The organism is Isoptericola sp. b515 (assembly GCF_030588125.1).
GTDB classification, from domain to species: domain Bacteria; phylum Actinomycetota; class Actinomycetes; order Actinomycetales; family Cellulomonadaceae; genus Isoptericola; species Isoptericola sediminis.
Genome location: NZ_JAUQYR010000002.1, coordinates 259,758 through 283,020, shown reverse-complemented (window position 1 = coordinate 283,020; position 23,263 = coordinate 259,758). Strand labels below are relative to the sequence as shown.

General features: G+C 71.9%; 20 protein-coding genes. 3 read left to right on the top strand and 17 right to left on the bottom strand.

From position 1 onward, the window contains the following. The first annotated feature begins 44 nt into the window (after positions 1–44). Together dapD and Q6350_RS06980 are read left to right on the top strand one after the other, a co-directional pair. Complete coding sequence (gene dapD / locus Q6350_RS06985; RefSeq protein ID WP_171247813.1) at positions 45–1,013, top strand: 2,3,4,5-tetrahydropyridine-2,6-dicarboxylate N-succinyltransferase; 969 nt, start codon at positions 45–47, stop codon at positions 1,011–1,013. Beyond that, positions 1,013–1,900, top strand: a complete 888-nt coding sequence (locus tag Q6350_RS06980; RefSeq protein WP_370375373.1) for a hypothetical protein — start codon at positions 1,013–1,015, stop codon at positions 1,898–1,900. Before dapD ends, Q6350_RS06980 begins: the two co-directional genes overlap by 1 nt. Before the next feature lie 143 nt (positions 1,901–2,043). Here the strand turns inward: Q6350_RS06980 and Q6350_RS06975 are convergent, their stop codons facing one another. The 3 genes from Q6350_RS06975 to fdxA all read right to left on the bottom strand — a co-directional run bounded on the left by Q6350_RS06975 (position 2,044) and on the right by fdxA (position 4,996). Beyond that, positions 2,044–3,345, bottom strand: coding sequence for a citrate synthase (locus tag Q6350_RS06975; RefSeq protein ID WP_171247814.1), 1,302 nt, complete (start codon positions 3,343–3,345; stop codon positions 2,044–2,046). A 171-nt stretch (positions 3,346–3,516) separates the two neighbouring features. Then, a complete protein-coding gene (gene dapC, locus Q6350_RS06970; RefSeq protein WP_304603466.1) occupies positions 3,517–4,665 on the bottom strand; it encodes a succinyldiaminopimelate transaminase in 1,149 nt (382 codons plus the stop codon). 13 nt (positions 4,666–4,678) lie between these two features. Continuing rightward, on the bottom strand, positions 4,679–4,996 hold the full coding sequence (gene fdxA / locus Q6350_RS06965) for a ferredoxin (RefSeq protein WP_171247815.1): 318 nt from the start codon (positions 4,994–4,996) through the stop codon (positions 4,679–4,681). A gap of 70 nt (positions 4,997–5,066) precedes the next feature. Between fdxA and Q6350_RS06960 the strand changes: the two genes are divergently transcribed. Further along, complete coding sequence (locus Q6350_RS06960; RefSeq protein WP_305065841.1) at positions 5,067–5,363, top strand: DUF6725 family protein; 297 nt, start codon at positions 5,067–5,069, stop codon at positions 5,361–5,363. 106 nt (positions 5,364–5,469) lie between these two features. On the opposite strand, the gene Q6350_RS06955 is transcribed toward Q6350_RS06960, so the two are convergent. From Q6350_RS06955 to Q6350_RS06890, 14 genes are all read right to left on the bottom strand, one after another. Next, positions 5,470–6,483, bottom strand: coding sequence for a prephenate dehydrogenase/arogenate dehydrogenase family protein (locus Q6350_RS06955; protein ID WP_305065840.1), 1,014 nt, complete (start codon positions 6,481–6,483; stop codon positions 5,470–5,472). Further along, entirely contained in the window at positions 6,480–7,415 is a 936-nt protein-coding gene (locus Q6350_RS06950; protein WP_305065839.1) for a prephenate dehydratase domain-containing protein, read from the bottom strand. The genes Q6350_RS06955 and Q6350_RS06950 overlap by 4 nt, the downstream gene beginning before the upstream one ends. Further along, the gene (locus tag Q6350_RS06945; RefSeq protein ID WP_305065838.1) at positions 7,412–8,302 is read right to left on the bottom strand and encodes a hypothetical protein; all 891 of its coding nucleotides are present in this window, start codon (positions 8,300–8,302) and stop codon (positions 7,412–7,414) included. The genes Q6350_RS06950 and Q6350_RS06945 overlap by 4 nt, the downstream gene beginning before the upstream one ends. After that, on the bottom strand, positions 8,302–10,599 hold the full coding sequence (locus tag Q6350_RS06940; RefSeq protein ID WP_305065837.1) for a VanW family protein: 2,298 nt from the start codon (positions 10,597–10,599) through the stop codon (positions 8,302–8,304). Before Q6350_RS06940 ends, Q6350_RS06945 begins: the two co-directional genes overlap by 1 nt. A 99-nt stretch (positions 10,600–10,698) precedes the next feature. Next, complete coding sequence (locus Q6350_RS06935) at positions 10,699–11,112, bottom strand: DUF6113 family protein (protein WP_304603460.1); 414 nt, start codon at positions 11,110–11,112, stop codon at positions 10,699–10,701. 10 nt (positions 11,113–11,122) lie between these two features. Then, the gene (locus tag Q6350_RS06930) at positions 11,123–12,019 is read right to left on the bottom strand and encodes a PIG-L family deacetylase (RefSeq protein ID WP_305065836.1); all 897 of its coding nucleotides are present in this window, start codon (positions 12,017–12,019) and stop codon (positions 11,123–11,125) included. A 77-nt stretch (positions 12,020–12,096) separates the two neighbouring features. Next, positions 12,097–14,007, bottom strand: coding sequence for a translational GTPase TypA (gene typA / locus Q6350_RS06925; RefSeq protein WP_304603458.1), 1,911 nt, complete (start codon positions 14,005–14,007; stop codon positions 12,097–12,099). Positions 14,008–14,062: 55 nt separating this feature from the next. Continuing rightward, positions 14,063–15,859, bottom strand: coding sequence for a BCCT family transporter (locus Q6350_RS06920; RefSeq protein ID WP_305065835.1), 1,797 nt, complete (start codon positions 15,857–15,859; stop codon positions 14,063–14,065). A gap of 104 nt (positions 15,860–15,963) precedes the next feature. Beyond that, positions 15,964–17,715, bottom strand: coding sequence for an ABC transporter ATP-binding protein (locus tag Q6350_RS06915; RefSeq protein ID WP_304603456.1), 1,752 nt, complete (start codon positions 17,713–17,715; stop codon positions 15,964–15,966). Next, positions 17,712–18,695, bottom strand: a complete 984-nt coding sequence (locus Q6350_RS06910; protein ID WP_171247824.1) for an ABC transporter permease — start codon at positions 18,693–18,695, stop codon at positions 17,712–17,714. The genes Q6350_RS06915 and Q6350_RS06910 overlap by 4 nt, the downstream gene beginning before the upstream one ends. Then, positions 18,688–19,614 carry an ABC transporter permease gene (locus Q6350_RS06905; RefSeq protein WP_171247825.1) on the bottom strand — a complete coding sequence of 309 codons (927 nt, stop codon included), beginning with the start codon at positions 19,612–19,614 and terminating at the stop codon, positions 18,688–18,690. Before Q6350_RS06905 ends, Q6350_RS06910 begins: the two co-directional genes overlap by 8 nt. A 225-nt stretch (positions 19,615–19,839) precedes the next feature. After that, a complete protein-coding gene (locus tag Q6350_RS06900) occupies positions 19,840–21,444 on the bottom strand; it encodes an ABC transporter substrate-binding protein (protein ID WP_304603455.1) in 1,605 nt (534 codons plus the stop codon). A 245-nt stretch (positions 21,445–21,689) separates the two neighbouring features. Next, complete coding sequence (locus Q6350_RS06895; RefSeq protein WP_304607210.1) at positions 21,690–22,373, bottom strand: ABC transporter ATP-binding protein; 684 nt, start codon at positions 22,371–22,373, stop codon at positions 21,690–21,692. Continuing rightward, entirely contained in the window at positions 22,373–23,254 is an 882-nt protein-coding gene (locus Q6350_RS06890; RefSeq protein ID WP_171247828.1) for an ABC transporter ATP-binding protein, read from the bottom strand. The genes Q6350_RS06895 and Q6350_RS06890 overlap by 1 nt, the downstream gene beginning before the upstream one ends. Between the last annotated feature and the right edge of the window lie 9 nt (positions 23,255–23,263).

The window sequence follows — 23,263 nt, the reverse complement described above, 5'->3', positions numbered from 1 at the left end:
GGTCACCCCGTCATCGTGCCACCTCACGCGGATAGGCTGGGCCCATGACGACGCCCAGCACCTCTCCCCGCACCGCCTGGGGCCTCGGCCTCGCCACGGTCGCCGACGACGGCAGCACGCTCGACGTCTGGTACCCGGCGCCCGTGCTCGGCACCGCGCCCGACGACGTCGACGTCCCCGTCGACCTGGCCGCGCTCACCCGGCGCGACGACGCCCGCCGCGTGGACGTCTCGGTGGTGCGCACCGAGATCGACCTGGACGCGCCGCCGGCCGACACCGCGGACGCCTACCTGCGTCTGCACCTGATCTCCGCGCGCCTGGTCCGGCCGCACGGGCTCAACGTCGAGGGCATCTTCGGCAAGCTCACCAACGTGGTGTGGACGTCCCGCGGGCCGTGCGCCGTGGCCGACTTCGAGACCACGCGGCTCCGGCTGCGCGCCGCCGGCGACGGCCCGGTCACCGTCTACGGCGTCGACAAGTTCCCGCGCATGGTCGACTACGTCGTCCCGACGGGCGTGCGCATCGCGGACGCCGACCGTGTCCGCCTGGGCGCGCACCTGGCCGAGGGCACGACGGTGATGCACGAGGGCTTCGTGAACTTCAACGCCGGCACGCTCGGCTCCTCGATGGTGGAGGGGCGCATCTCCGCGGGCGTGGTCGTCGGCGACGGGTCCGACGTCGGGGGCGGCGCCTCGATCATGGGGACGCTGTCCGGGGGCGGCAAGGAGGTCATCTCCCTCGGCGAGCGCTGCCTGCTGGGAGCGAACGCCGGTCTGGGGATCGCGCTGGGCGACGACTGCGTCGTCGAGGCCGGTCTCTACGTCACCGCAGGCACCAAGGTCACGGTCCTGGACGAGATGGGCGACGAGGGCGAACCCCGCGTGGTCAAGGCCCGTGACCTCTCCGGCCGTGACGGCCTGCTGCTGCGGCGCAACTCGCGCACCGGCGCCGTGGAGGCCCTGACGCGGAGCGGCGTCGGCGTCGAGCTGAACGCCGCGCTGCACGCGAACTGATGTCGACGCGGCGGCGGCCGGCCCCGGGGGCCGGCGCCGTCGTGGCGGTGCTCGCCGTCGGCGCCGCCGCGGTGACCGGCACGCTGCTCTACCAGGGGGTCAAGGACGGCCGCCCCGGCGCGCAGGAGTGCACGGCCCGTCTCGACGGGACGGAGTGGTCGCTCAGCACCGTCCAGGCGCACAACGCCGCGCTGATCGTGGGCACCACGATCCAGAGGTCCCTGCCCGCGCGCGCCGGCACGATCGGGGTGGCCACCGCGCTGCAGGAGTCCCAGCTGGTCAACATCGACTACGGGGACCGTGACTCCCTCGGCCTGTTCCAGCAGCGTCCCTCGCAGGGATGGGGCACCCCGGACGAGATCCTGGACCCCGTCTACTCCACCGGAGCCTTCTACGACGGGCTCGTCGAGGTCGAGGGGTGGCCGACCATGGCGGTGACCGATGCCGCGCAGGCCGTGCAGCGCTCGGCGTTCCCGACCGCGTACGCCCAGCACGAGTCCCGTGCCCGGGCGTGGGCGTCGTCGCTGACGGGCCACTCCCCCGGGTCGGTCACCTGCACGCTGAGACCGGCCGATCCCGCCACGGCGCACGTCGGCGTCCCCGAGCGGCTGGACCGGGATCTGGGCCTGGGGGCCGACGCGGTGCGCTCGGACGGCGCCACGGTCCGCGTCGATGCCGCCGGACTGCACGAGGGGGACACGGACCGCGGGACGTGGACGGTGGCGCACTGGGCCGTGGCGACGGCCAACGCCACCGGGGCCACCGAGGTCCGCGCCGCGGACCAGGTCTGGACCCGCGAGTCGGGCACGTGGTCCACCCTGACCGCGGACGATGACCCCCCGCGTGACGGCGTCGTGCGCATCCGCGTCATCCAGCCCGCCGGCTGACGACCGCCCGGGCGAGGGCCGCCCGTCGGGATGTCAGGAAACGCACGAGCGGGCGGGCGCCGTCCCGCACGGTCGTCAGACGCGAAGCGCCCGTGAACGCGACCGTGCGGGGCGGTGCCCGCCCGCTCTCTCGCTGAGGAAGTTCAGCGCTGGTCGAGCGGCACGTAGGGCCGCTCGGTGGGACCGGTGTAGATCTGCCGGGGACGGCCGATCTTCGTCTGCGGGTCCTTCATCATCTCGCGCCACTGGGCGATCCAGCCCGGCATGCGACCCAGCGCGAACAGCGGGGTGAACATGGCCGGCGAGAAGCCCATCGCCTTGTAGATGAGGCCCGTGTAGAAGTCGACGTTCGGGTAGAGCTTGCGCTCGACGAAGTAGTCGTCGTTGAGCGCGATCTCCTCGAGGCCCCGGGCGATGTCGAGCAGCTCGTCCTTGGCACCGAGCTCGTCGAGCACGGCGTCGGCGTGCTTCTTGACGATCGCGGCGCGCGGGTCGTAGCTCTTGTACACCCGGTGGCCGAAGCCCATCAGCCGGACGCCGTCCTCCTTGTTCTTGACCTTCTTCATGAAGGTCTCCACGGAGTCCTCGCCCGAGCGGATGTTCTCCAGCATGAGCAGCACGGCCTCGTTGGCACCGCCGTGCGACGGGCCGGACAGGGCGTTGATGCCGGCCGACACCGAGGCGTAGAGGGTCGCGTTCGAGGAACCGACGACGCGCACCGTCGAGGTCGAGCAGTTCTGCTCGTGGTCCGCGTGCAGGATGAGCAGCTTGTCCATCGCCGCCACGAGGGTCGGGTTGGCCTGCCACTCCTCGTACGGCCGGGCGAAGGTCATCCGCAGGAAGTCGTCGACGTACCCGCGGGCGGCGTCGGGGTACAGCAGCGGCTCGTCCCGCATGGAGCGGTGCACGTAGGAGGTGATGGTGCGGATCTTGGCGAGGATCAGCACCGTCGCGAGCTCGACCGCCTCGTCGTCGTGCGGGTCGAGCGACTCGGGGTAGTACGTGGCGAGCGCGTTCACGGCCGAGGCCATGATCGCCATCGGGTGACCGCCGCGCGGGAAGGTCCCCAGGAAGGTCCGGAAGGCCTCCGGGACGAGGGTGTGGCGGTTGATGCGGTCGGTGAACGCCTCGAGCTGGGCGGGCGACGGCAGCTCGCCGTGGATCAGCAGGTAGGACACCTCGAGGAACGACGAGGAGTCGGCGAGCTGCTCGATCGGGTAGCCGCGGTAGCGCAGGATGCCCTGGCCGCCGTCGATGTAGGTGATCGCGGACTCGCAGGAGGCCGTGTTGGTGAAACCGGGGTCGACGGTCACCATCCCGGTGTCCTTGAGCAGGGAGGACACGACGATGCCGTCGTTACCCTCCGTCGCGGCCACCACGGGCAGTTCTCGGCGCGTGCCGTCGACGCTGAGCTCGACCGTGGCGGTCTGCTGGGTTGACGTCATGTCTTCCTTCCCTGACGGGCCCTCGGCCTCCGTCGTCGGAGGCTCCGGCACGTGAACTCATGGCATGGTCACGGACTACCTGACGTGCCCGCCTGGACGGTGTCACCGCAGAGCAGCCTCGGCCTGCAGATCAAAATACCCCCCTCATCCCATGCGGTTCCAATCGTCACGTCAAGAAGATGTGAGCCGTGCCACAGCATCGGTCACGGCATCGTCGGCAGCCGTCAAGGCCACCCTCACGTGCGACCCGCCCGCGACTCCGTAGAACTCTCCCGGCCCGACCAGGATCCCACGGGTCGCGAACCACCGCGCCAGGTCGCGTGAGGTCGTCCCGTCGGCGGCGCCGTCGGCCCACCGGGCCCACAGGTAGAGGCCGGCCTCGGAGTGATCGACGACGAACCCGGCCTGCCGCAACGCCGGCAGGAGGGCCGCACGGCGACGCCGGTACCGCTCCCGCTGCGCGTCGACGTGCGCATCGTCACGCAGGGCTGCGCGCAGCGCCTCCTGCACGGGTGCGGGCATGATCATGCCCAGGTGCTTGCGGGTGGCGACCAGGTCCGCGACGAGGCGGGAGTCCCCGGCCACGAACGCCGCGCGGTACCCCGCGATGTTCGACTGCTTCGACGCGGAGTAGGCGACGAGCAGGCCGTCGAGCGAGCCGTCGGTCACCCGGGGGTCGAGCAGGCTGGGCACCGTGCTGACGCCGTCGGCGCCCGCCCACGGCGCGTCCCACGCCAGCTCGGCGTAGCACTCGTCGGACACCACGACCGCGCCGATCTCGCGGGCCGCCGCGACCACGGCGCGCAGGTGCTCGACGTCGGCCACGGCGCCGGTGGGGTTGGACGGGGAGTTGACCCACACCAGACGCACGTCGGCGCGCCCGGCCCACGTGGCGACGTCGTCGCTCGGCAGCGCCGTCGCCCCCGCGAGCCGCGCGCCGACGTCGTAGGTGGGATAGGCGACCGCGGGGTGGACGACGACGTCACCCGGGCCGAGGCGCAGCAGAGACGGGAGCAGACCTACCAGCTCCTTGGAGCCGACCGTCGGCAGCACGCCGGCGGGGTCCAGCCCGGGCACGCCCCGGCGCCGCGCGAACCAGTCGACGACCGTCTCGCGCAGCGCCGGGGTGCCGTGGGTGGTCGGGTAGCCGGGGGCGTCCGCCGCCGTTCTCAGGGCGTCCTGGACGACCTGGGGCGTGGGGTCCACGGGGGTGCCGACGGACAGGTCGACCATCCCGCCGGGGTGAGCAGCCGCCGTCGAACGGACGTCGCCCAGGGTGTCCCAGGGATAGGGCAGGTCACGCAGGTCGGCGAAACCCATCCGGCGTCCGGGGTCAGCCCTGCGGGGGCAGGGCGGCGATCATCGGGTCGTCCTTCTCGATGACGCCCATCTTCGCCGCGCCGCCCGGGGAGCCCAGGTCGTCGAAGAACTCGACGTTGGCCCGGTAGTAGTCGGTCCACTCCTCGGGGACGTCGTCCTCGTAGTAGATGGCCTCGACCGGGCAGACCGGCTCGCACGCACCGCAGTCCACGCACTCGTCCGGGTGGATGTAGAGCGACCGCTTCCCCTCGTAGATGCAGTCCACGGGACACTCCTCGATGCACGCCTTGTCCTTGAGGTCGACGCACGGCTGAGCGATCACGTAGGTCACTGCAGTTCCCTTCCGGGGGATCGGGGAGCAACGCTCCGGTGGTTCGGGGGCTCACTCTAGTATCGCTCACGTGAGAAACCAGCACGCCGCCGACGGTCCGTCCGACTGGCGAGACTGGCCGGTCGGCACCCGCGCCGTGGTGCGACGCCGGCTCTCCCCCAACGAGGCGCTGACCAGCGGCAAACGCTGGACGGACGTCATCGGCGTGGTGGTGAGATGCGACACCTCGGGCATCACGTTGCGCCGCGACCCGGCCCGGCCGTCGGCCCCCGACGCGGGTGTCGAGGTCCGGATCGCCGCCGAGGACATCGAGGCGACGCGGATCCTGCCACCACGCCCGGAACGGCGTCCTCGCAGCCAGGGCTGACTCGCGGCCGGGCGACCTGACTCGCGGCCCGGCGCCCTGACTCGCGGCCGGGCGACCTGACTCGCGAGAGACCGTCCTGACTCGCGGCTGGACGGGGCGTGCCCCGTCAGGCGTGCCGCGGCGCCGTCAGCCGGACGGTGTCGTCGTCCAGACCCACGACGACCGCTCCCGCGGTGCAGCGCTCGACCAGCGCCGCCGGCCACCCGGCGGTCCGCGGCACGGCGACGGGCTCGCCCGGCGCGTCGGCACCCTTCCCCGCCGCGTCCCGGCGTTCCGCGCGCAGGGAGTCCGCCGCGTGGAAGTAGTCGTGCACGGAGGCGTTCGACTCGAGCCGGTGGACGACCAGCTCCAGGTCGCGCACCACCTTGCGCAGCGCGGGTGCCACCCAGGTCGCGTTCTCGGTCACCATCGCCTCGGTCCGGGCCGGGTCGGTGAGCGCCACCCGGGTGCCGTCGCGGAAGCTGCCCGCCGCCAGCAGTCGGGCCACCGGACCCACCGGCGCACCGGCCACCGCGTTGAGCAGCTGGGTGGCGACCACGTGGGGCACGTGACTGACCAGCGCCGCGGCCTCGTCGTGGACGTCGTCGGTGAGGACGACCACGCGGCCGGCGCACGGCCCGGTCACCCAGGTCAGGACCTCGGCCACACGCTCCGTGTCGGCCGCGACGGCGTCGTCGACGGTCACCGCCCACACGACCCCGTCGAGCAGCCCGGCGTCGGACGCCCCGAACCCGCTGTGCTCGGTCCCCGCCATCGGGTGGGCGCCCACGTAGCGGCCCGCGAGCCCGGCGTCGGCCATCGCCGCGCGGACCGGGGTCTTGACGCTGCCGACGTCGGTGATCGTGGCGGTCGGCGACGCGTGGACGGCCACCTGCTCCGCCACCGACGCCATGGCGCGCAGCGGCACCGCCAGCACGACGAGGTCGGCCCCCGTCACGCAGCCGGCCACGTCGTCCGTCACGGCGATCCCTGCCCGACGCGCCGCCCCGCGGACGGACGGGGAGGCGTCGGTGGCCACCACCTCGGCTCCGCGCGCGACCAGCAGCCGGGCCAGCGACCCCCCGATCAACCCCAGGCCGACGACCGCGACACGCCCGGACGGGGCGGCGTCACCGGTCACCACAGCAGCCCCTCGGCCAGGACGGCCTCCGGGTCGCCCGCACGCACCGACCCGGTGGGCGCCTCGTCCGCGAGCGCGCCGTCGAGCCCGCCCTCTCCCGGCGAGGCCGGGTAGGCACCCAGCACCTTCAGCGCGTCCCCGGCGGCCAGCAGGTCGCCGAAGAGGTCCCGCACGGCGGGCTCCCACGGAGCGGCGTCCAGGGTCACCACGAAGACGTACTGGCCCTCGCGCGCCTTGAGCGGGCGGGTGACGAGGCTCGACATGTTGACGTCGCGCACGGCGAACGCGTCCGTGACGCGGGCGAGCACACCGGGCCCCGTGATCGTCGGCGTGACGGCCAGCATGGTGCGCCAGGTGGTGGCCCGTCCGGAGTCCTCGGCGAGGCGGTCCCGGGCCCGGTCGCGCCGGTCCAGGACGAGGAACCGGGTGCGCGCACCGGCGAAGTCGGCCACGGACCGCGCGAGCGTCTCCAGGCCGTACAGCTCCCCGGCCACGGGCGGCCCGAGGGCGACCTGGTGGTCGCCCACGTCCCGGCACGCGGCCGCGTTGGACGGCGCCGGGACGGGTGTCAGACCGCGCGCCTCGACGAACCGGCGGCACTGCGCGAGCCCGTGCGGGTGGGCGGTCGCCTCGACGAGCTCGCCGTGGCCGGGGCGCACGAAGGCGTCGAAGGTGATGTCCAGGACGACCTCGTCGACGGCGACGACGTCCGCGCTGGCGAGCAGAACGTCCAGGGACGGCACCACGTAGCCCTCGACCGAGCTCTCGATCGCCACCACGCCGACCGCGGCGGACCCGGCGGCGACCGTGTCGTGCACGCCCTGGACGTCCGCGCAGGGCACGACCTCGGCACCCGTGGCCGCACGGTCGGTCCAGAGCCGGGCCGCCTGGTGGGTGAAGGTCCCCTCCGGGCCCAGGTAGGCGACCCTCACGCGCCGACCCATCGCGGGGTCAGTCCCTCGGGTCCGGGCGCGAAGCGGTCGCCCGGCAGGACCGCGAGCGTGCGGTGCGCGACCGACCGGGCGTCCAGCTCCGCGACGAGGCCGTCGAGCACGGCGACGTCCGGGCACCCGAACGACGTGAAGAACACGTGCGGGCCGTAGGTCGAGGGATGGCTGCGCAGGTGCTGCAGGTCGACGCCGGCGTCGACGAGCACCCCCAGCGTCTGGCGCAGCGACCCGCGGTGGTCGTCGCTCGGGCCGAACGCGAGCCAGACCTGGGCCGGTGCGGTGAACCGCGGCCACGCGGCCCGCGCCTCGAGCAGCCCGTACCAGACCGGCGCCAGCTCGTTCAGGTGCTCGCTGCCGGGCACCTCGGTCCAGCCGGCCGGGACCCGGGGGCGCTCCACGACCAGCGACCCCTGCTCCCCCGCCAGCGCCGCCCGTTCCGCGACGGGCGTCGCCGTCGGCACCAGCCGCGGGCTGACACCCATGGTGCGCAGCACGTCGGCGCAGTCCCGCATACCGGCCTCGTCGACGACGACCTGCCCACCGACGACGCCCGGCGGCGCGACCCAGGTCCACCGCGTCCGCACGGTGGTGGCAGCGGTGAGGATCAGCCGTGGGTCACCGGCGAGCAGCGCCTGCTCCAAGGCGGGCGACGGCTGCTCCGGGTGCCCGAGGTGGACGACGGCCGCCAGGTCGTCGATGCCCGCCACGGTCGCCAGCGCCTGCGCGATGGTCCCGAGGTCCAGCAGCTCGGTCGACTCGTCACGCACGGCCGACACCACCGTCGAGCCCGGCGCGACACCGGACCAGCCGGCCTCGTGGGCGGCCGCCGCGGCGTGCGCCGACGACTCGCGGGAGACGCGTCCGAGCATCAGTCGCCCCCGTCCTTCTTCTCGGAGTCCTTCTCCGGTTCGCAGCTCACGGCGTCGTCGGGCTTGTAGCGCCAGAAGTCGGACTCGTCCTTGACGAGGTCACCGTCGTGGTACACCTTGCGGTACACGGTGATGGCGAACCCCGCCTCGCCCCCGGAGTACGGCTCGCAGTCGGGGTCGCCGGACTTGTTCACCGTGGAGACCGGCACCACGTCCTGCTTGCCGGAGTCGGAGGCCTCGACGTCGTAGTACTTCGTCGACCAGACCTTCACGTGCAGGCGTCCGCCCGAGACGTAGCTCTGCAGCAGTGCGCCGTACGGGGTGTCGTTGCGGAACTTCATGTCGATGGCGCCGACGTAGATCGTCGCCTCGCGTCCGGCCGGGTACCGGCTGAACCAGTAGCTGTGCTGACGGTGCTCGACGTCGTCGAACCCGGCGAAGAAACCGGCGTTGTAGGTGGTGGTGGCCATCTGGGAGAGACCGCCGCCGACGGCGTCGACGTGCACGCCGTTGCTCACCACACCGGCCGCGAAGTAGCCGTTGGACTCCTCGATCGGCGAGAGCGTGTCGACGAGCGAGAAGGTCTCGTCCGGTCGGACCAGGGTGCCGTTGACCAGCTCGGCACCGCGCACCAGGTTCTTGGTGCGGATCGGCTCGGCGGTCAGCGGGGTCGAGAACTCGGAGACGACCTCCTGGACGCCGAGCTCCTCGAGCGAGGCCCGCGAGTCCTCGGGGTCCGACTCGACGAGCTCCACCTGCGTGGAGCGCTCCGCGGCGCGCGCCGCGCCGCCGACGGCCTCGGCGACCTGCTGCGGGTCGAGGGTCGTGCCCGTCTCCCCGCCGACGATCACCGGCCTGCCGTCGGAGAACTCGAAGTGGGCGTCGTTCGGTTCGCGCAGCAGGTCGTTGGTCCGCTCGACGATGGCGGACGTGAGCCGATCACCGTCGAACCGCGCGACGAGCTCGCCGTCCTGCGCGGCGAAGGACGTGGAGCGGGCCAGCACCCGGGCGGGGAGCTCCGGGTTCTGGGCGTCCACCTGGACCGTGACCGGACCCGACACGATCTCCCGGGCCTCGACGAGGGCGGCGTCGGTGTCCGCCTGGTCGATCGCGGGGTCCACCGACTCGGTCGGCAGGTCGACCGGACCCTCCGAGACCAGCCAGGCGTCGACGATCGCGTCGTCGGCGGAGGCGACGACGACCTGCGTCCCGGCGACGGCCTCGGTGGCCACCGCCTCGCCGTCGGTGAACCGGACGCTGCCGTCGACCGGCTCGGTCGCCAGCGACTCGGCGACACCGTTCACCGTCGCCGTCAGGGCACCGCGGTCGACCGTCACGGCCGGCGCCACCTCGTCGCCGCCGACGAGGTGCTCCAGCAACCGGGAGGGGTCCAGCGTGAACCCGGTGAGGTCCTCCACCGACCCCGCGGAGTCGAGCCGCAGTCCCGACTCGGCCGGGTCGATCGTGCTCGTGGCGTCGCCGGCACGCACGGTCAGCGGCTCGGCCGCACGCGGTCCGAGGCCCTCGTCCAGCGCCGTGGCCGCCTCCGGCGCGGTCAGACCGCCGACGTCGACGCCGGCGACCGTCGTGCCCTTCGGCACGGTGTCCGCGACCATCCACTGCGCGCCGACGTACAGGCCGGCGAGGACGACGAGCCCGGTCAGCACACCGAGCAGCACCTTCGGGGTGCGGCTGGGTGCGCCGTCGCCGAGCAGGCCGCCGAGGGTCGCGCCGATGCCGCCGGACCGCGAGCCGGTGGCCCCGTCCGCCGAGGACGGGCTCGTGGAGCTGCCGGCCGGCGTCGACGACACGGCGGGGATGGCCTCGGTGGGGGCGGCGGGCGCTCCGCCGGGCACGCGGACGGTCCCGACCTGACGAGGACGCTCCCAGGCGCGCACGGACGGCTCGTAGGGGACCTCGGACTCCTCGGGCTCCGGCGACGAGGCGCCGGACGGCGGGGTGGCCGCCGCGGGCGACGAGGACCCGGAGGGCTCCGGAGCCGCGTCGGCGGGACCCGGCGTCCCCGGCTGGTCCGGCTGCGACTCGTCCGGCTGCGGCTGCTCCGGCTGCGGCTGGTCGGGTGCGGCTCGGGTCGCGTCCGGTTCGTCCGCCGCGTCCACCGGCTCGTCGGAGCCGGTGGGCTCCGCCGGCGCGGCGTCGGACGGCGACGTCGCGGGCTCCTCCCACGCACGCACCGGGGGCTGGTACGGGACGTCCTCGTCGGGGGCGTCGGCGGGCGACCGCCCTGGGTCCCGCTGCTCGGGAACCCGGTCGTCACCGTCGGTCGGCTGGCCCATCGACACGCTCCGTGCTGGTCTCTCGTGGGGGTCCCACGACCCCCGGGACGTCCTGGGCGTGGCGGACGCCACGCGAGTAGGCATCCTACTCGGCGCAGGTCACCCCGCGTCGGGGTCGTCCACGAACCATCGCCGGGGCAGGAACGCCGCCACGGCGAAGAGCACCAGGCCACCGTAGGTCCAGACGTACCCGATCGCGTCGGCCGGCACGAGCACGTCACCGCCCGGCCCCTCGGCGGCCAGGACCTGGACGGTCACGAGCCACCCGGCCCCGCACGCCAGCAACGTGCCGACACCGGACCACGCGCGGCAGAGCACCGCCGCGGACAACGTCAGCGCCAGGGCCAGCGCGGGCCCGACGGGCAGGTCGCCCCAGAGCATCCGGTGACCGACCGTACCGATGAGCCCGACGACGGCGCCGAGCAGGAGCCCGAGCAGCAGCCGCCAGACGACCAGCAGGGGGCTGCCCGCGCGGGGCGCGCGCTGCACGTGGTGGGGCGGGGGCGAGATCACCGGACAGACCCTACCGGCGCACCCGGACGGTCGCGTCGACGAGAACCGGGGCGAGCTCGCCGTTGCTCAGCGCGTAGTGCGCGCACACCCCCGGCAGGTCGGTGGCCCCGGCGTGCTGCACCTGGGTGGCGTGGGCCCGTAGGGCGGCGAGCACCCGGTCGAGCACCGGCTCCACCGCGACGGTGACGACCTCGTCGGCCGCCAGCTCGGGGTCGGGGACGGCGACCGGCGGGGGGTCCACGTCCGGTGCGGGCAGGGTCAGCCCCGCCTCCGTGGCGAGTGCGCGGTGCCGCGCGGACGCCGCGACCTCGGTACGCGCGGCGTGCCAGCGGTCGGCCGGGACCACGACCTCCCAGCGCTCGGGGACACGCCAGGGTTCGCCGTCGACGTCGGCGCCGGGGTCCGCCGCGAGGTCGAGCGCCCGCACGGTGGTCTCGTAGGTGCGCACGTGGTCGGGGTGCCCGTAGCCGCCGCCGGCCTCGTACGTGACGACGACGGCGGGACGGCGGTCGCGCAGCACGGCGGCCAGGCGGCCCGCGGCCGCGTCGCGCGGCACGCGGGTGAACGCCGTCGGACCGGAGTCCGGTGCCGGACCGGCGATGCCCGGGGCGACCCAGGCCATCCCCGAGTCCTCCAGGCGCCCGGGTCCGCCGACGGTGTCGAGGAACAGCCCGTCCGTCACGCCGAGCGCGTCGAGCGCGGCCGCGAGCTCCTGCTCCCGGTGGGCGGCCAGGGCCGGGCCGTCACCCTCCAGGTGCGCCACCCCGGTGGGATGGGTGGGCGTGTCGATGACCTCGCCCCGCTCGCCGCGCGTGCACGTCACCACGGTCACCGGCGCTCCCGCGGCCGCCCAGGTCGCCAGCAGCGCACCGGTCGCCAGCGTCTCGTCGTCGGGGTGCGCGTGCACCGCCAGCAGGGGCCCGACCGACGGATCAGCCGACCGGGTCCCCGGCGACGTGGTCTCCCCCGGACGCACGACCGGACTCAGGAACGCTTGGCCCGTGCGGCGGCCCGGGCGCGCTCCGTGGCGTTGAGGTTGACCTTGCGGATACGGACGATCTCGGGCGTGATCTCGACGCACTCGTCCTCGGCCGCGAACTCCAGCGACTCCTCGAGCGTCAGCTTCTTCGGCGGCACCAGGTTCTCGAAGCTGTCGGCGGTCGAGGACCGCATGTTCGTCAGCTTCTTCTCCTTGGTGATGTTGACGTCCATGTCCTCGTTGCGGGAGTTCTCGCCCACGATCATGCCCTCGTAGACCTCCTGGGTGGGGTCCACGAAGAACGTGCCGCGCTCCTGCAGGTTGATCATGGCGAACGGCGTCACGGCACCGGCACGGTCGGCCACCAGGGACCCCGTCAGGCGGGACTCGATGGTTCCGTGCCACGGCTCGTAGCCCTCGGCGTACGAGGAGGCGATGCCGGTGCCGCGCGTCTCGGTGAGGAACCGGGTGCGGAACCCGATGAGGCCGCGGGCCGGCACGACGAACTCCATCCGGACCCAGCCGGTGCCGTGGTTCGCCATCGTCTCCATGCGGCCCTTGCGCGCCGCCATGAGCTGCGTGACGGCGCCGAGGTACTCCTCGGGCACGTCGATCGTCATGCGCTCCATCGGCTCGCAGGTCTTGCCGTCGATCTGCTTGGTGACGACCTGCGGCTTGCCGACGGTCAGCTCGAACCCTTCGCGGCGCATCTGCTCGACGAGGATCGCCAGGGCGAGCTCGCCGCGTCCCTGCACCTCCCAGGCGTCCGGCCGGTCGGTGGGCAGGACCCGCAGCGAGACGTTGCCGATGAGCTCGGCGTCCAGGCGGTCCTTGACCTGCCGGGCGGTGACCTTGTGCCCCTTGCCGCCCTTGCCGGCCAGCGGGGAGGTGTTGATGCCGACGGTCATCGAGATCGCCGGGTCGTCGACCGTGATGCGCGGCAGCGGACGCGGGTCGTCGGCGTCCGTGAGCGTCTCGCCGATCATGATGTCGGCGATCCCCGCCACCGCGACGATGTCACCCGGGCCGGCGGACTCGGCAGGGACGCGGTCCAGCGCCTTCGTCTCGAGCAGCTCGGTGATCCGCACCTGGCTCAGCGTGCCGTCCTGACGCGCCCAGGCGACCGTCTGGCCCTTGCGCAGCGTGCCGTTGTGGACCCGCAGCAGGGCCAGACGGCCGAGGAACGGCGAGGCGTCAAGGTTCGTCACGTGCGCCTGCAGCGGCATCGTCTCGTCGTACGTCGGCGCCGGGACGGTCCGCAGGATCGTGGAGAACATCGGCTCGAGGTCCTCGTTCGCGGGCAGCTCGCCGTCGGCGGGCTGCTCGGTGGAGGCACGCCCCGCCTTGGCCGAGGCGTAGACCACCGGCACGTCGAGGACGGCGTCCACGTCGAGGTCGGGGACCTCGTCGGCCAGGTCGCTCGCCAGCCCGAGCAGCAGGTCGGTCGTCTCGGCGACGACCTCCGTGATGCGCGAGTCCGGGCGGTCGACCTTGTTGACGACGACGATCACCGGCAGCTTGGCGGCCAGCGCCTTGCGCAGCACGAACCGGGTCTGCGGCAGCGGACCCTCGGAGGCGTCCACGAGCAGCACGACGCCGTCGACCATGGACAGACCCCGCTCGACCTCGCCGCCGAAGTCGGCGTGGCCGGGGGTGTCGATGACGTTGATCGTGACGCCGTCGGACTCCCCGGCCTCCGCCGCCGACGGTCCGGCGTACCGGATCGCCGTGTTCTTGGCGAGGATCGTGATGCCCTTCTCACGTTCCAGGTCACCGGAGTCCATGACCCGGTCGTCCACCTGCTGGTGCGCGGCGAAGGCACCCGCCTGACGCAGCATGGCGTCGACCAGGGTGGTCTTGCCGTGGTCGACGTGAGCGACGATCGCCACGTTGCGCAGGTCGGAGCGCACAGACATCAAGGGTTCTCTTTCCGTGGAGGGGGCGGCCCCGGGATCCCGGGGCCGCACCATCCTACCCGGAGGTGTCCGTCGCGCCCGGACCGGAGCCCTCGGGGCCCGGTCCGGAGCCCTCGGGGCCCGGCGCCGCCGTGCGGCGGCGCCAGGCCTTCGGACCGCGACGACGTGCGGTCACGGGGGTCCCGGCACCCTCACGCTCCGGGTTCTCCACGACGGGGGTCTGCCCGGTCATCTCCGAGAGCTGCTCGTTGACGTGCACCGTCACGTGCTCCGTCACGTGCTCGGTGACCTCTTGCTTGAACTCGCGCTGCCGCAGCCGACGCTCGGCACGCATGATCGCCCGATGCTCGGTCTCCAGGGCCTTCCACACGGAGACCATCATCGCGAGGAGCACCACCGAGAACGGTAGGGCGGTGAGGATCGAGGCGGTCTGCAGGGTGGCGAGCCCGCCGGCGTACAGCAGGGCCGCCGCGACGGCGCCCTCGAGGATCGCCCAGAACAGACGGCTCCACAGCGGCGGGTTCTGGTCGCCGCCGTTGGCGAGCATGTCCACGACGAACGAGCCCGAGTCGGACGAGGTCACGAAGAAGACCACGACGAGGATCATCGCGATGACGGCGAGCCAGGCGCCCCCGCCGGGCAACGTGTCGAACAGCTGGAACATCGCCGTGTCCGAGTTCACGGTCCCGGTCTCCGGGTCCAGCATCGAACCCGGTTCCATCATCTCCTGCCGCAGGGCGGCGCCACCGAACACGCTGAACCAGACGGTCGTCACCAGCATCGGCACGAGGAGCGTGCCGAGGACGAACTCACGCACGGTCCGGCCGCGGGAGATGCGCGCGATGAACAGCCCCACGAAGGGCGCCCAGGAGATCCACCAGCCCCAGTAGAAGATGGTCCAGCTGGACTCCCAGGCGAGTCCGTCCTGCCCCTGGAACGCCAGGGTGTCGAAGGTCATCTGCATGACGTTCTGCAGGTAGAAGCCGAGGGACTGGACCCACTCGCGCATCACGAACAGGGAGGAGCCGAGGAGCAGCACGACGACGATCAGGGCGCCGGCGAGCATCATGTTGCCGTTGGACAGCCACTTGATGCCGCGCTCCAGGCCGGAGGCCACGGAAAGCGCCGCGGTCGCCGTGATGGCGACGATCAGACCCATCTGCAGGGCGACGGTGGACTCGGCGACACCGAGGTACTCGAGGCCGGCCGAGAGCTGCAGCACGCCGAGACCGAGCGACGTGGCGACACCGAAGACGGTGCCGAAGATGGCCAGCACGTCGATGAGGTTGCCGAGCCAGCCGTTGACGCGCTTCTCCCCCAGCAGGGGCTCCAGGGCCCAGCGGATGGACACCGGGCGGCCCTTGCGGTGGATGGCGTACGCCAGGGCCAGGCCGATGACGACGTAGATCGCCCAGGCGTGGAAGCCCCAGTGCAGGTAGGTCTGCCCCATCGCCTGACCGGCGAGGGAGGCGGAGTCACCGGTGACGCCCGGCTTGGGATCGGTGTAGTGCCACAGCGGCTCCGCCACGCCGAAGTAGACGAGGCCGATGCCCATGCCGGTCGCGAAGAGCATCGCGAACCACACGGGGAGCTTGAAGTCGGGCGTCTCGTCGTCCTTGCCGAGGGTGATGTCACCGAAGCGGCTCAGCCCGACGTAGATCGCGAACACCACGAAGAGCGCCACGATGAGGACGTAGTACCAGCCGAAGCCGTTGATGACCATGGCCTGGAGGGTCGACATGAGGTCCGCCAACCAGTCGGTGGCGAAGATTCCCAGGAGGACGAAGACCAGGATCAGTCCACCTGCGGGATAGAAGACAGCGGGTGCGAGGGTCGATGGTCGGCGTGGCATAACTCTCAGACTGTCGGCATCAGGGAAGAACGGCAACCGCAGGACGCCGCAGACCCGGTGGGGTCCGCGGCGTCCTGGGTCGCGCGGGTGCGGTGCGGCGCTGGTCAGCCGCCCGCGACGTTCCCGACCAGGTGAGCGCCGGGAATCGCGTCGAGGAGGTCGCGTGTGTACTGCTTGCGCGGGTTGTCGAAGACCTCGTCGGTCGTGGCCTGCTCAACCACCTTGCCGTTCTGCATGACCACGACGTCGTCGGCGATCTGCCGCACGACGGCGAGGTCGTGGGTGATGAACAGGTAGCTCAGACCGAGGTCCGACTGCAGGTCGTCGAGCAGGTCCAGGATCTGGGCCTGCACGAGCACGTCGAGGGCGGAGACCGCCTCGTCGAGCACGACCACCTCCGGCTTGAGCGCCAGGGCACGCGCGATCGCGATGCGCTGGCGCTGACCGCCGGAGAGCTCGTTCGGGAACCGGCGCATGGCCGACTGCGGCAGCGAGACCATGTCGAGCAGCTCGCGGACCCGCTTCTCCCGTCCCTTCTTGGACCCCACGCCGTGCAGCTTGAGGGGCTCCTCGATGGAGCGGAAGATCGAGAACATCGGGTCCAGGGACCCGTAGGGGTTCTGGAAGACCGGCTGGATCCGACGCCGGAACTCGAACGCCTGCTTCGGGTTGAGCGTGGAGACGTCGGTGCCGTCGAACTCGACGGTGCCCGACGTCGGCTCCAGCAGCCCCAGCACCATGTTGGCCGCCGTGGACTTGCCCGAGCCCGACTCCCCGACCAGGGCGAGGGTCCGGCCGCGTCCCAGCGTGAACGAGACGTCGTCGACCGCGGTGAAGTCCGTCGACGACCCGGGGCGCGCCCCGCGGATCTGGAACACCTTGGTCAGGTCGGTGACCTTGACCGCCTCGTTCGTGGCCGGCGGCTTCTGCCCCAGGTGGTGGGCGTGCAGCTCCTCGGACTCCCGGCCCTGGACGTGTGCCGACTGGATGCGGCGCGACGCCAGCGACGGCGCCGAGGCCACCAGTCGCTTGGTGTACGGGTGCTGGGGGTCCGCGAGGATCTGCTGGGCCGGGCCCGACTCGACGATCTGCCCCTTGAACATCACCACGAGGTGCTCGGCACGCTCGGCGGCGAGCCCGAGGTCGTGCGTGATGAACAGCAGGGCGGTGCCGAGGTCCCGGGTCATCTCGCCCAGGTGGTCGAGGATCTGGCGCTGCACGGTCACGTCCAGGGCCGAGGTCGGCTCGTCCGCGATGAGCAGCTGCGGCCGGGAGGCCAGACCGATGCCGATGAGCGCGCGCTGGCGCATGCCGCCCGAGAACTCGTGCGGGTACTGGCGCGCCCGCCGCTCGGCGTCGGGCAGACCGGCTTCGGCCAGCACGTCCGCGACGCGGGTGCGCAGCTCGGCCTTGGATCCCTTGAACCCGTTGGCCTTCAGCGCCTCGGTCACCTGGGTGCCGATGCGCCAGACCGGGTTGAGGTTGGACATCGGGTCCTGCGGGACCATGCCGATCGCGCGGCCGCGGAGCGCTTCCTTCTCGGCGCGGGGCGCACCGACGAGCTCACGGCCGGCGAAGCGGATGGACCCGCCGGTGACCTTGCCGGTCCCGGGCAGCAGGTCGATGATCGCGGCCGCCGTGGTCGACTTGCCCGATCCGGACTCGCCGACGATGGCCACGTTCTGGCCGGGGTAGACGGTGAGGTTCGCGCCGCGCACGGCGTGCACCTCACCGACCCCGGTGGTGAAGGAGATCTGCAGGTCGCTGATCTCCAGCAGGGGCGTGTTGGGGTCGACGACCGCGGGACCGTTCTCGGACTTCGCGTCGCCGTTGCTCACGGGGAACTGTGTCGTCATCGCTTCCGAGCCTTCGGGTCGAGGGCGTCGCGCACGACGTCGCCCATCATCATGAAGCCGAGCACCGTCACGGCCAGGCCGCCGGCCGGGTAGAGCAGGATCTCCGGGTCGGTCCGGATCGCACCCTGGGCGGCGTTGATGTCGCCACCCCAGGAGACCACATCCGGCGGGAGACCGATGCCGAGGAAGCTCAGCGTCGCCTCGGCGACGATGAACTGGCCCAGGGCCACGGTCGCGTAGACGATGATCGGAGCGGCCGAGTTCGGCAGCACGTGCCGCAGCAGGATCTGGCCGCGCCCCATGCCCAGCGAGATCGCGGCGGTGACGAACTCGTTGTTCTTCACCGACAGCACGGTGCCGCGGGTGATGCGGGCGATCTGCGTCCAGCCGAAGATCGCCAGGACCCCGGCGACCAGGAGGCTCGTGCGGTTGCTGGACACCGACATGATCACGATGGCACCGAGCACCAGCGGGATCGCGAAGAAGATGTCCGTGACGCGGCTGAGGATCGTGTCGAACCACTTGCCGTAGTAGCCGGCGATCGCACCGATCGTGGTGCCGAGGATCACGACCATCGACGTGGCGAGCACGCCGACGACGACCGAGGCGCGGGCGCCGTAGATCGTGCGCGAGTAGATGTCGCAGCCCTGCCGGTCGAAGCCGAACGGGTGGCCCGGCTGGGCGCCCTCCAGAGCCTTCGACAGGTCGCACACACGCGGGTTGATCGACGTGAACATCCCGGGGAACGCCGCCACCAGGACGACGACGACGATGACCGTCCCGGCGATCCAGAACAGCGGCCGGCGGCGCATCTGGTTCCACGCGTCGCGCCAGAGGCTGGTGGGCGTCTCGTCGGTCTTGACCGCGTCGACGGCGCCGAGGCCGCCCTCGTCGCTCGGTGCGGTGAAGTGCTCCTGCCCGGGGCGCGGGGCCGGGACCGCCGGCGCGCCGAGCGGTTCTTCGTAACGGTTCTCAGGCATAACGGATCCTCGGGTCGAGGGCGGCGTAGAGCAGGTCGACCAGGAGGTTCGCTCCGATGTAGACCAGCACCAGCACGGTGGTCAGCGACACGACGGTGATGCTCTCGCCACGGATGATCGCGTCGTAGAGCGTCCCGCCCACACCGTTGATGTTGAAGATGCCCTCGGTGATGATCGCACCGCTCATCAGGGCGCCGATGTCGGCACCGAGGAACGTCACGACGGGGATGAGGGAGTTGCGCAGCACGTGCCGGCCGGTGACCTGCGTGCGACGCAGACCGCGGGCGCGCGCCGTGCGCACGTAGTCGGCCGAGAGGTTCTCGGCCACCGACGTCCTCGTCAGTCGCAGCACGTACGCGAAGGACACGGCCGCCAGCACCATCGCCGGCATCAGCAGACTGATGAAGTCGGGATCTCGTCCTGCGGTGACGGGCAGCCAGCCGAGCTGGACGCCGACCACGATCTGCAGGACGAAACCGACGACGAACGTCGGGACCGCGATGAAGACGAGGCTGACGACCAGCGCCGTCGCGTCGAAGATGCCACCCTTGCGCATCCCGGCGACGAGCCCGAAGCCGATGCCGAAGACCGCCTCGATGACCAGAGCCATCAGAGCGAGCTGGATCGTGACGGGGAAGGCGTTGGCGATCACCTCGGTGATCTCGCGGCCGCGGAAGTCGACGCCGAAGTCCAGCGTCGCGACACCGCGGAGGAACAACAGATATTGAATGATGAAGGGCTGATCCAGGTTGTACTCGGCCCGGATCTGCTCCTGCACCGCCTCGGGAAGCCCGCGCTCACCACCGAGCGCGGCCACCGGGTCACCGGGCCGCAGGAACACCATGGCGTAGAGCAGCAGGGTGGCCCCGAGGAACACAGGGATCACCTGTAGGAGCCTGCGTCCGAGATACCAGAGCATGCGATTTGTCTCCTCGTGTGCCCAGGGGGTCCCCCCAGGCTACGGGTTTTCATCGTGCCGCGACCGAAGGAGGACGCGGACAGCGGTGGGGCGGGGGTGCCGATGGGCACCCCCGCCCCTCGCGACGAGTGGTCGACGCAGACCGTACCGGATCGGGTCGACTACTCGAAAACAGACGACGGACGAGGCACCCGAGGCGGGTGCCCCGTCCGTGTCAGCGGTGGATCACTCCTTGGTGATCTGGTACAGGATCGGGTCGCTGTCCCAGCCGAACTCGACGTTCTCGACGGTCTCGGCGTAGCCGCCGGTCGCGTTCTGGTACCAGAGCGGGATACCCGGGACGTCCTGGAACAGGATCTCCTGGGCCTCCTTGTACAGCTCGACGGCGGTCTCCTGGTCCTCGGCGGCGGCCGCCTCGGCGAGCTTGGCGTCGAACTCCTCGTTCGAGTAGTTCATGTCGTTGGAGCCGGCCCCGGTGCCGTAGATCGGCCCCAGGAAGTTGCTCATCGACGGCCAGTCGGCCTGCCAACCACCGCGGAAGATGCCCTCGACCGTCTCGTTGTCACGCGCGTCGAGGAACTCGTCGAACGTGGTGTACGGCGCGAACTCGCAACCGATCTCCAGGTCGGCGCGGATGGTGTTGCACGCCGCGTCGATCCAGTCCTGGTGGTCGGAGTCGGCGTTGGACGAGATCTGCAGCGTGTAGTCGCCGATCGGGTCCATGTCCTCGGCCTCGTCCCACATCTCCTTGGCGGCCTCGGGGTCGTACTCGAGGATCTCGGAGCCCGGGATGTCCTCGGAGTAGCCGTCGATGACCGGGGAGGTGAAGTCCTTCGCCGGGGTACGAGCACCGCCGTAGAGCTGCTCGGTGATGGTCTGGCGGTCGATCGCCATGGAGATGGCCTTGCGACGCATGACGCCGGCCTCACCCTGGAACTCCTCGCGCCACTCGGGCACGTTGATGACCTGGATCACCGCGGCCGGCTGGTTGACGGCACGCTCACCGAGGTCGTCCTCGAAGGTGGCGAAGGCCGACGACGGCACGTTCGGCAGCACGTCGAGGTTGCCGTCGAGCATGTCGTTGTACGCCGTGTCCTCCTCGACGTACGCGACCATCTCGAGCCCGCCGTTGGCCGGCTGGCGCGGACCCTCGTAGCCCTCGCGGGGCACGAGCGTGATGAGGCTGTCGTTCTCCCACGACTCGAGCTCGTAGGGGCCGTTGCCGATCGGGTCCTCACCGAAGCCCTCGGGGTCCTCGAAGAAGGCCTCCGGCATCGGGTTGAACGCCGAGTAGCCCACCCACAGCGGGAAGTCCGACGCGGGCTCCGACAGCTCGGCCGTGAAGGTCAGGTCGTCGACGACCTCGACGGCGATGTCGGAGGGCTCCTCGAAGCTGAAGCCCTCGAAGCCGTTGAAGAAGTACTGCTGGTTCTGGGCGTTGTCCAGGTTCGCGACGTACTTCCACGCGTCGACGAAGCTGCTCGCCGTGACGGGCGTGCCGTCCGAGAAGGTCCAGCCGTCCTGGATGGTGATCGTCCAGGTCTTGTTGTCCTCCGACTCGATGGACTCGGCGACCTCGTTCTCGATCGCGCCGTCCGCCGTGTAGTAGACGAGGCCGGAGTAGATGTTCTTGACGACCAGACCGCCGTAGACCTCGTTGGTCATACCCGGGGTCAGCGGGTTCTGCGGCTCACCGCTGCTGATCGAGACGATGCCGGCGCTCTCGCCGTCGCCCGATGCGGTCGAGTCGCCTTCCTCGGAGCTTCCGGAGCCGCCGCAGGCGGAGAGAAGCAGGGCCGAGGCCAGGGTGAAGGCCCCGATGCCTGCCAAACGTCCTCGAGGTGTCACGTGTCCTCCTGAGTTGGTGTGCACGCCACCGGAGGGATGCTCCGGCAGCGAGGGGGGCGGGAGCTGATCCGCTCCCGCAGCACAAGATGCGCCAAGGAGCCTAACCCCTGGATCGTGGCCCCGGTCACCATCTGCCGGAATTGATGGCGCGATCGTGACCTGATCGGAACGTGGCGTACATCTGGGAGCGTTCCCATGCACCCCGTGGCACCGGAATGTGACGCACCTCACAGGGTGACGTCGACCGCTCCGTCGTGCAGGTCCACGACCCGGTCGGCCCGCCGGACCAGCTCCGGGTCGTGGGTCGTGACCACCGCCGCGACGCCCTCGGCGTGCACGAGCTCCGCGAGGACGTCCATCACCCGGCGACCGGTCGCCGTGTCGAGCTGACCGGTGGGTTCGTCCGCCAGCAGCACCCGCGGCGCGGCCACCAGGGCGCGGGCGATGCCCACCCGCTGCTGCTGCCCGCCGGAGAGCTCGTAGGGCCGCTGGTCGGCGTGCTCCGCCAGGCCGACCCGGTCCAGCGCGTCGGCCACCCGTCGCGTCCGGTCCGCGGCCGGGACCCGGCGCAGGCGCAGGGGGACCTCGACGTTCTCCGCCGCCGAGAGCACCGGGAGCAGGCCGAACGACTGGAAGACGTAGCCGATCTCGTCCCGGCGCAGGGCGAGCACCGTGTCCTCGTCCATCGCGGTCAGTTCGCGGTCGTCGAGCCACACCCGGCCCGACGTCGGGCGGTCCAGGCCGCCGAGCACGTTGAGCAGCGTCGTCTTGCCCGAGCCCGACGGGCCCCGCACCACCAGGAGCTCGCCCGGCGCGACGGCGACGGAGACCCCGCGCAGCGCGTGCACCTCACCGGCCCCCCGGCCGAACGTACGGCGGACGTCCTCGGTCCGCACCACCGGCGTCGTCATCACTGCCTCTCCCCCGTCGGGTCACGGTCCGGCCGGACCTGCACGTGGTCGTCCCGGAGCCGCAGCCGGACCCGGTCGCGCAGCTCGAGCGTCTCGACCACGTCGTGCGGCAGCTGCAGGCGGCCGACGCGGTCCAGCACGGCGAACTCCTCGGCGACGTCTCGCTGCACGCCGTCCGCGTCCGTCGCGGTACGGCGCAGCACCTCCGTGGAGGTCCGGCCGTCACGGATCTGCACGGTGCGGGCCACGTGCTCCGACACCGCCGGGTCGTGGGTGACGATGAGGGTCGTGGTGCCCGTGGCCGCGTTCACGGCCCGGAGCGCCTCCAGCACGTCCGCGCTGGTGGCCTCGTCGAGCTCCCCCGTCGGCTCGTCGGCCAGCAGCACCCGGGGCCGGTTGGCCACGGCCACCGCGATCGCCACCCGCTGCTGCTGCCCGCCGGACATCTCCGCCGGGTACCGGTCGGCGACGTCGGCCACCTGCAGCAGGTCGAGGAGCTCGGCCGTGCGCTCGGCCCGCTCCGACCGGGAGCCGCCACCGAGGTCGAGCACGAGGCGGACGTTCTCGGCCGCGGTCAGGTACGGCAGCAGGTTGCGGGAGGTCTGCTGCCAGACGAAGCCGACCGTCCGGCGCTGGTAGGTGACCCGGTCACGACGCCCCATCGTCAGCAGGTCGGTGCCCGCCACGACGGCGGAGCCCCCGGTCGGCGTGTCCAGACCGGACAGGATGCCCAGCAGCGTGGACTTCCCGGACCCGGAGGCGCCGACCACGGCCACCAGGTCGCCGGCCTCGACCACCAGGTCCAGGCCCTGGAGGGCCTGCACCTCCACGCCGTCGGTGGCGAAGATGCGCACCAGACCGCGGCACAGGATCTCGCTCATCGTCCGTCC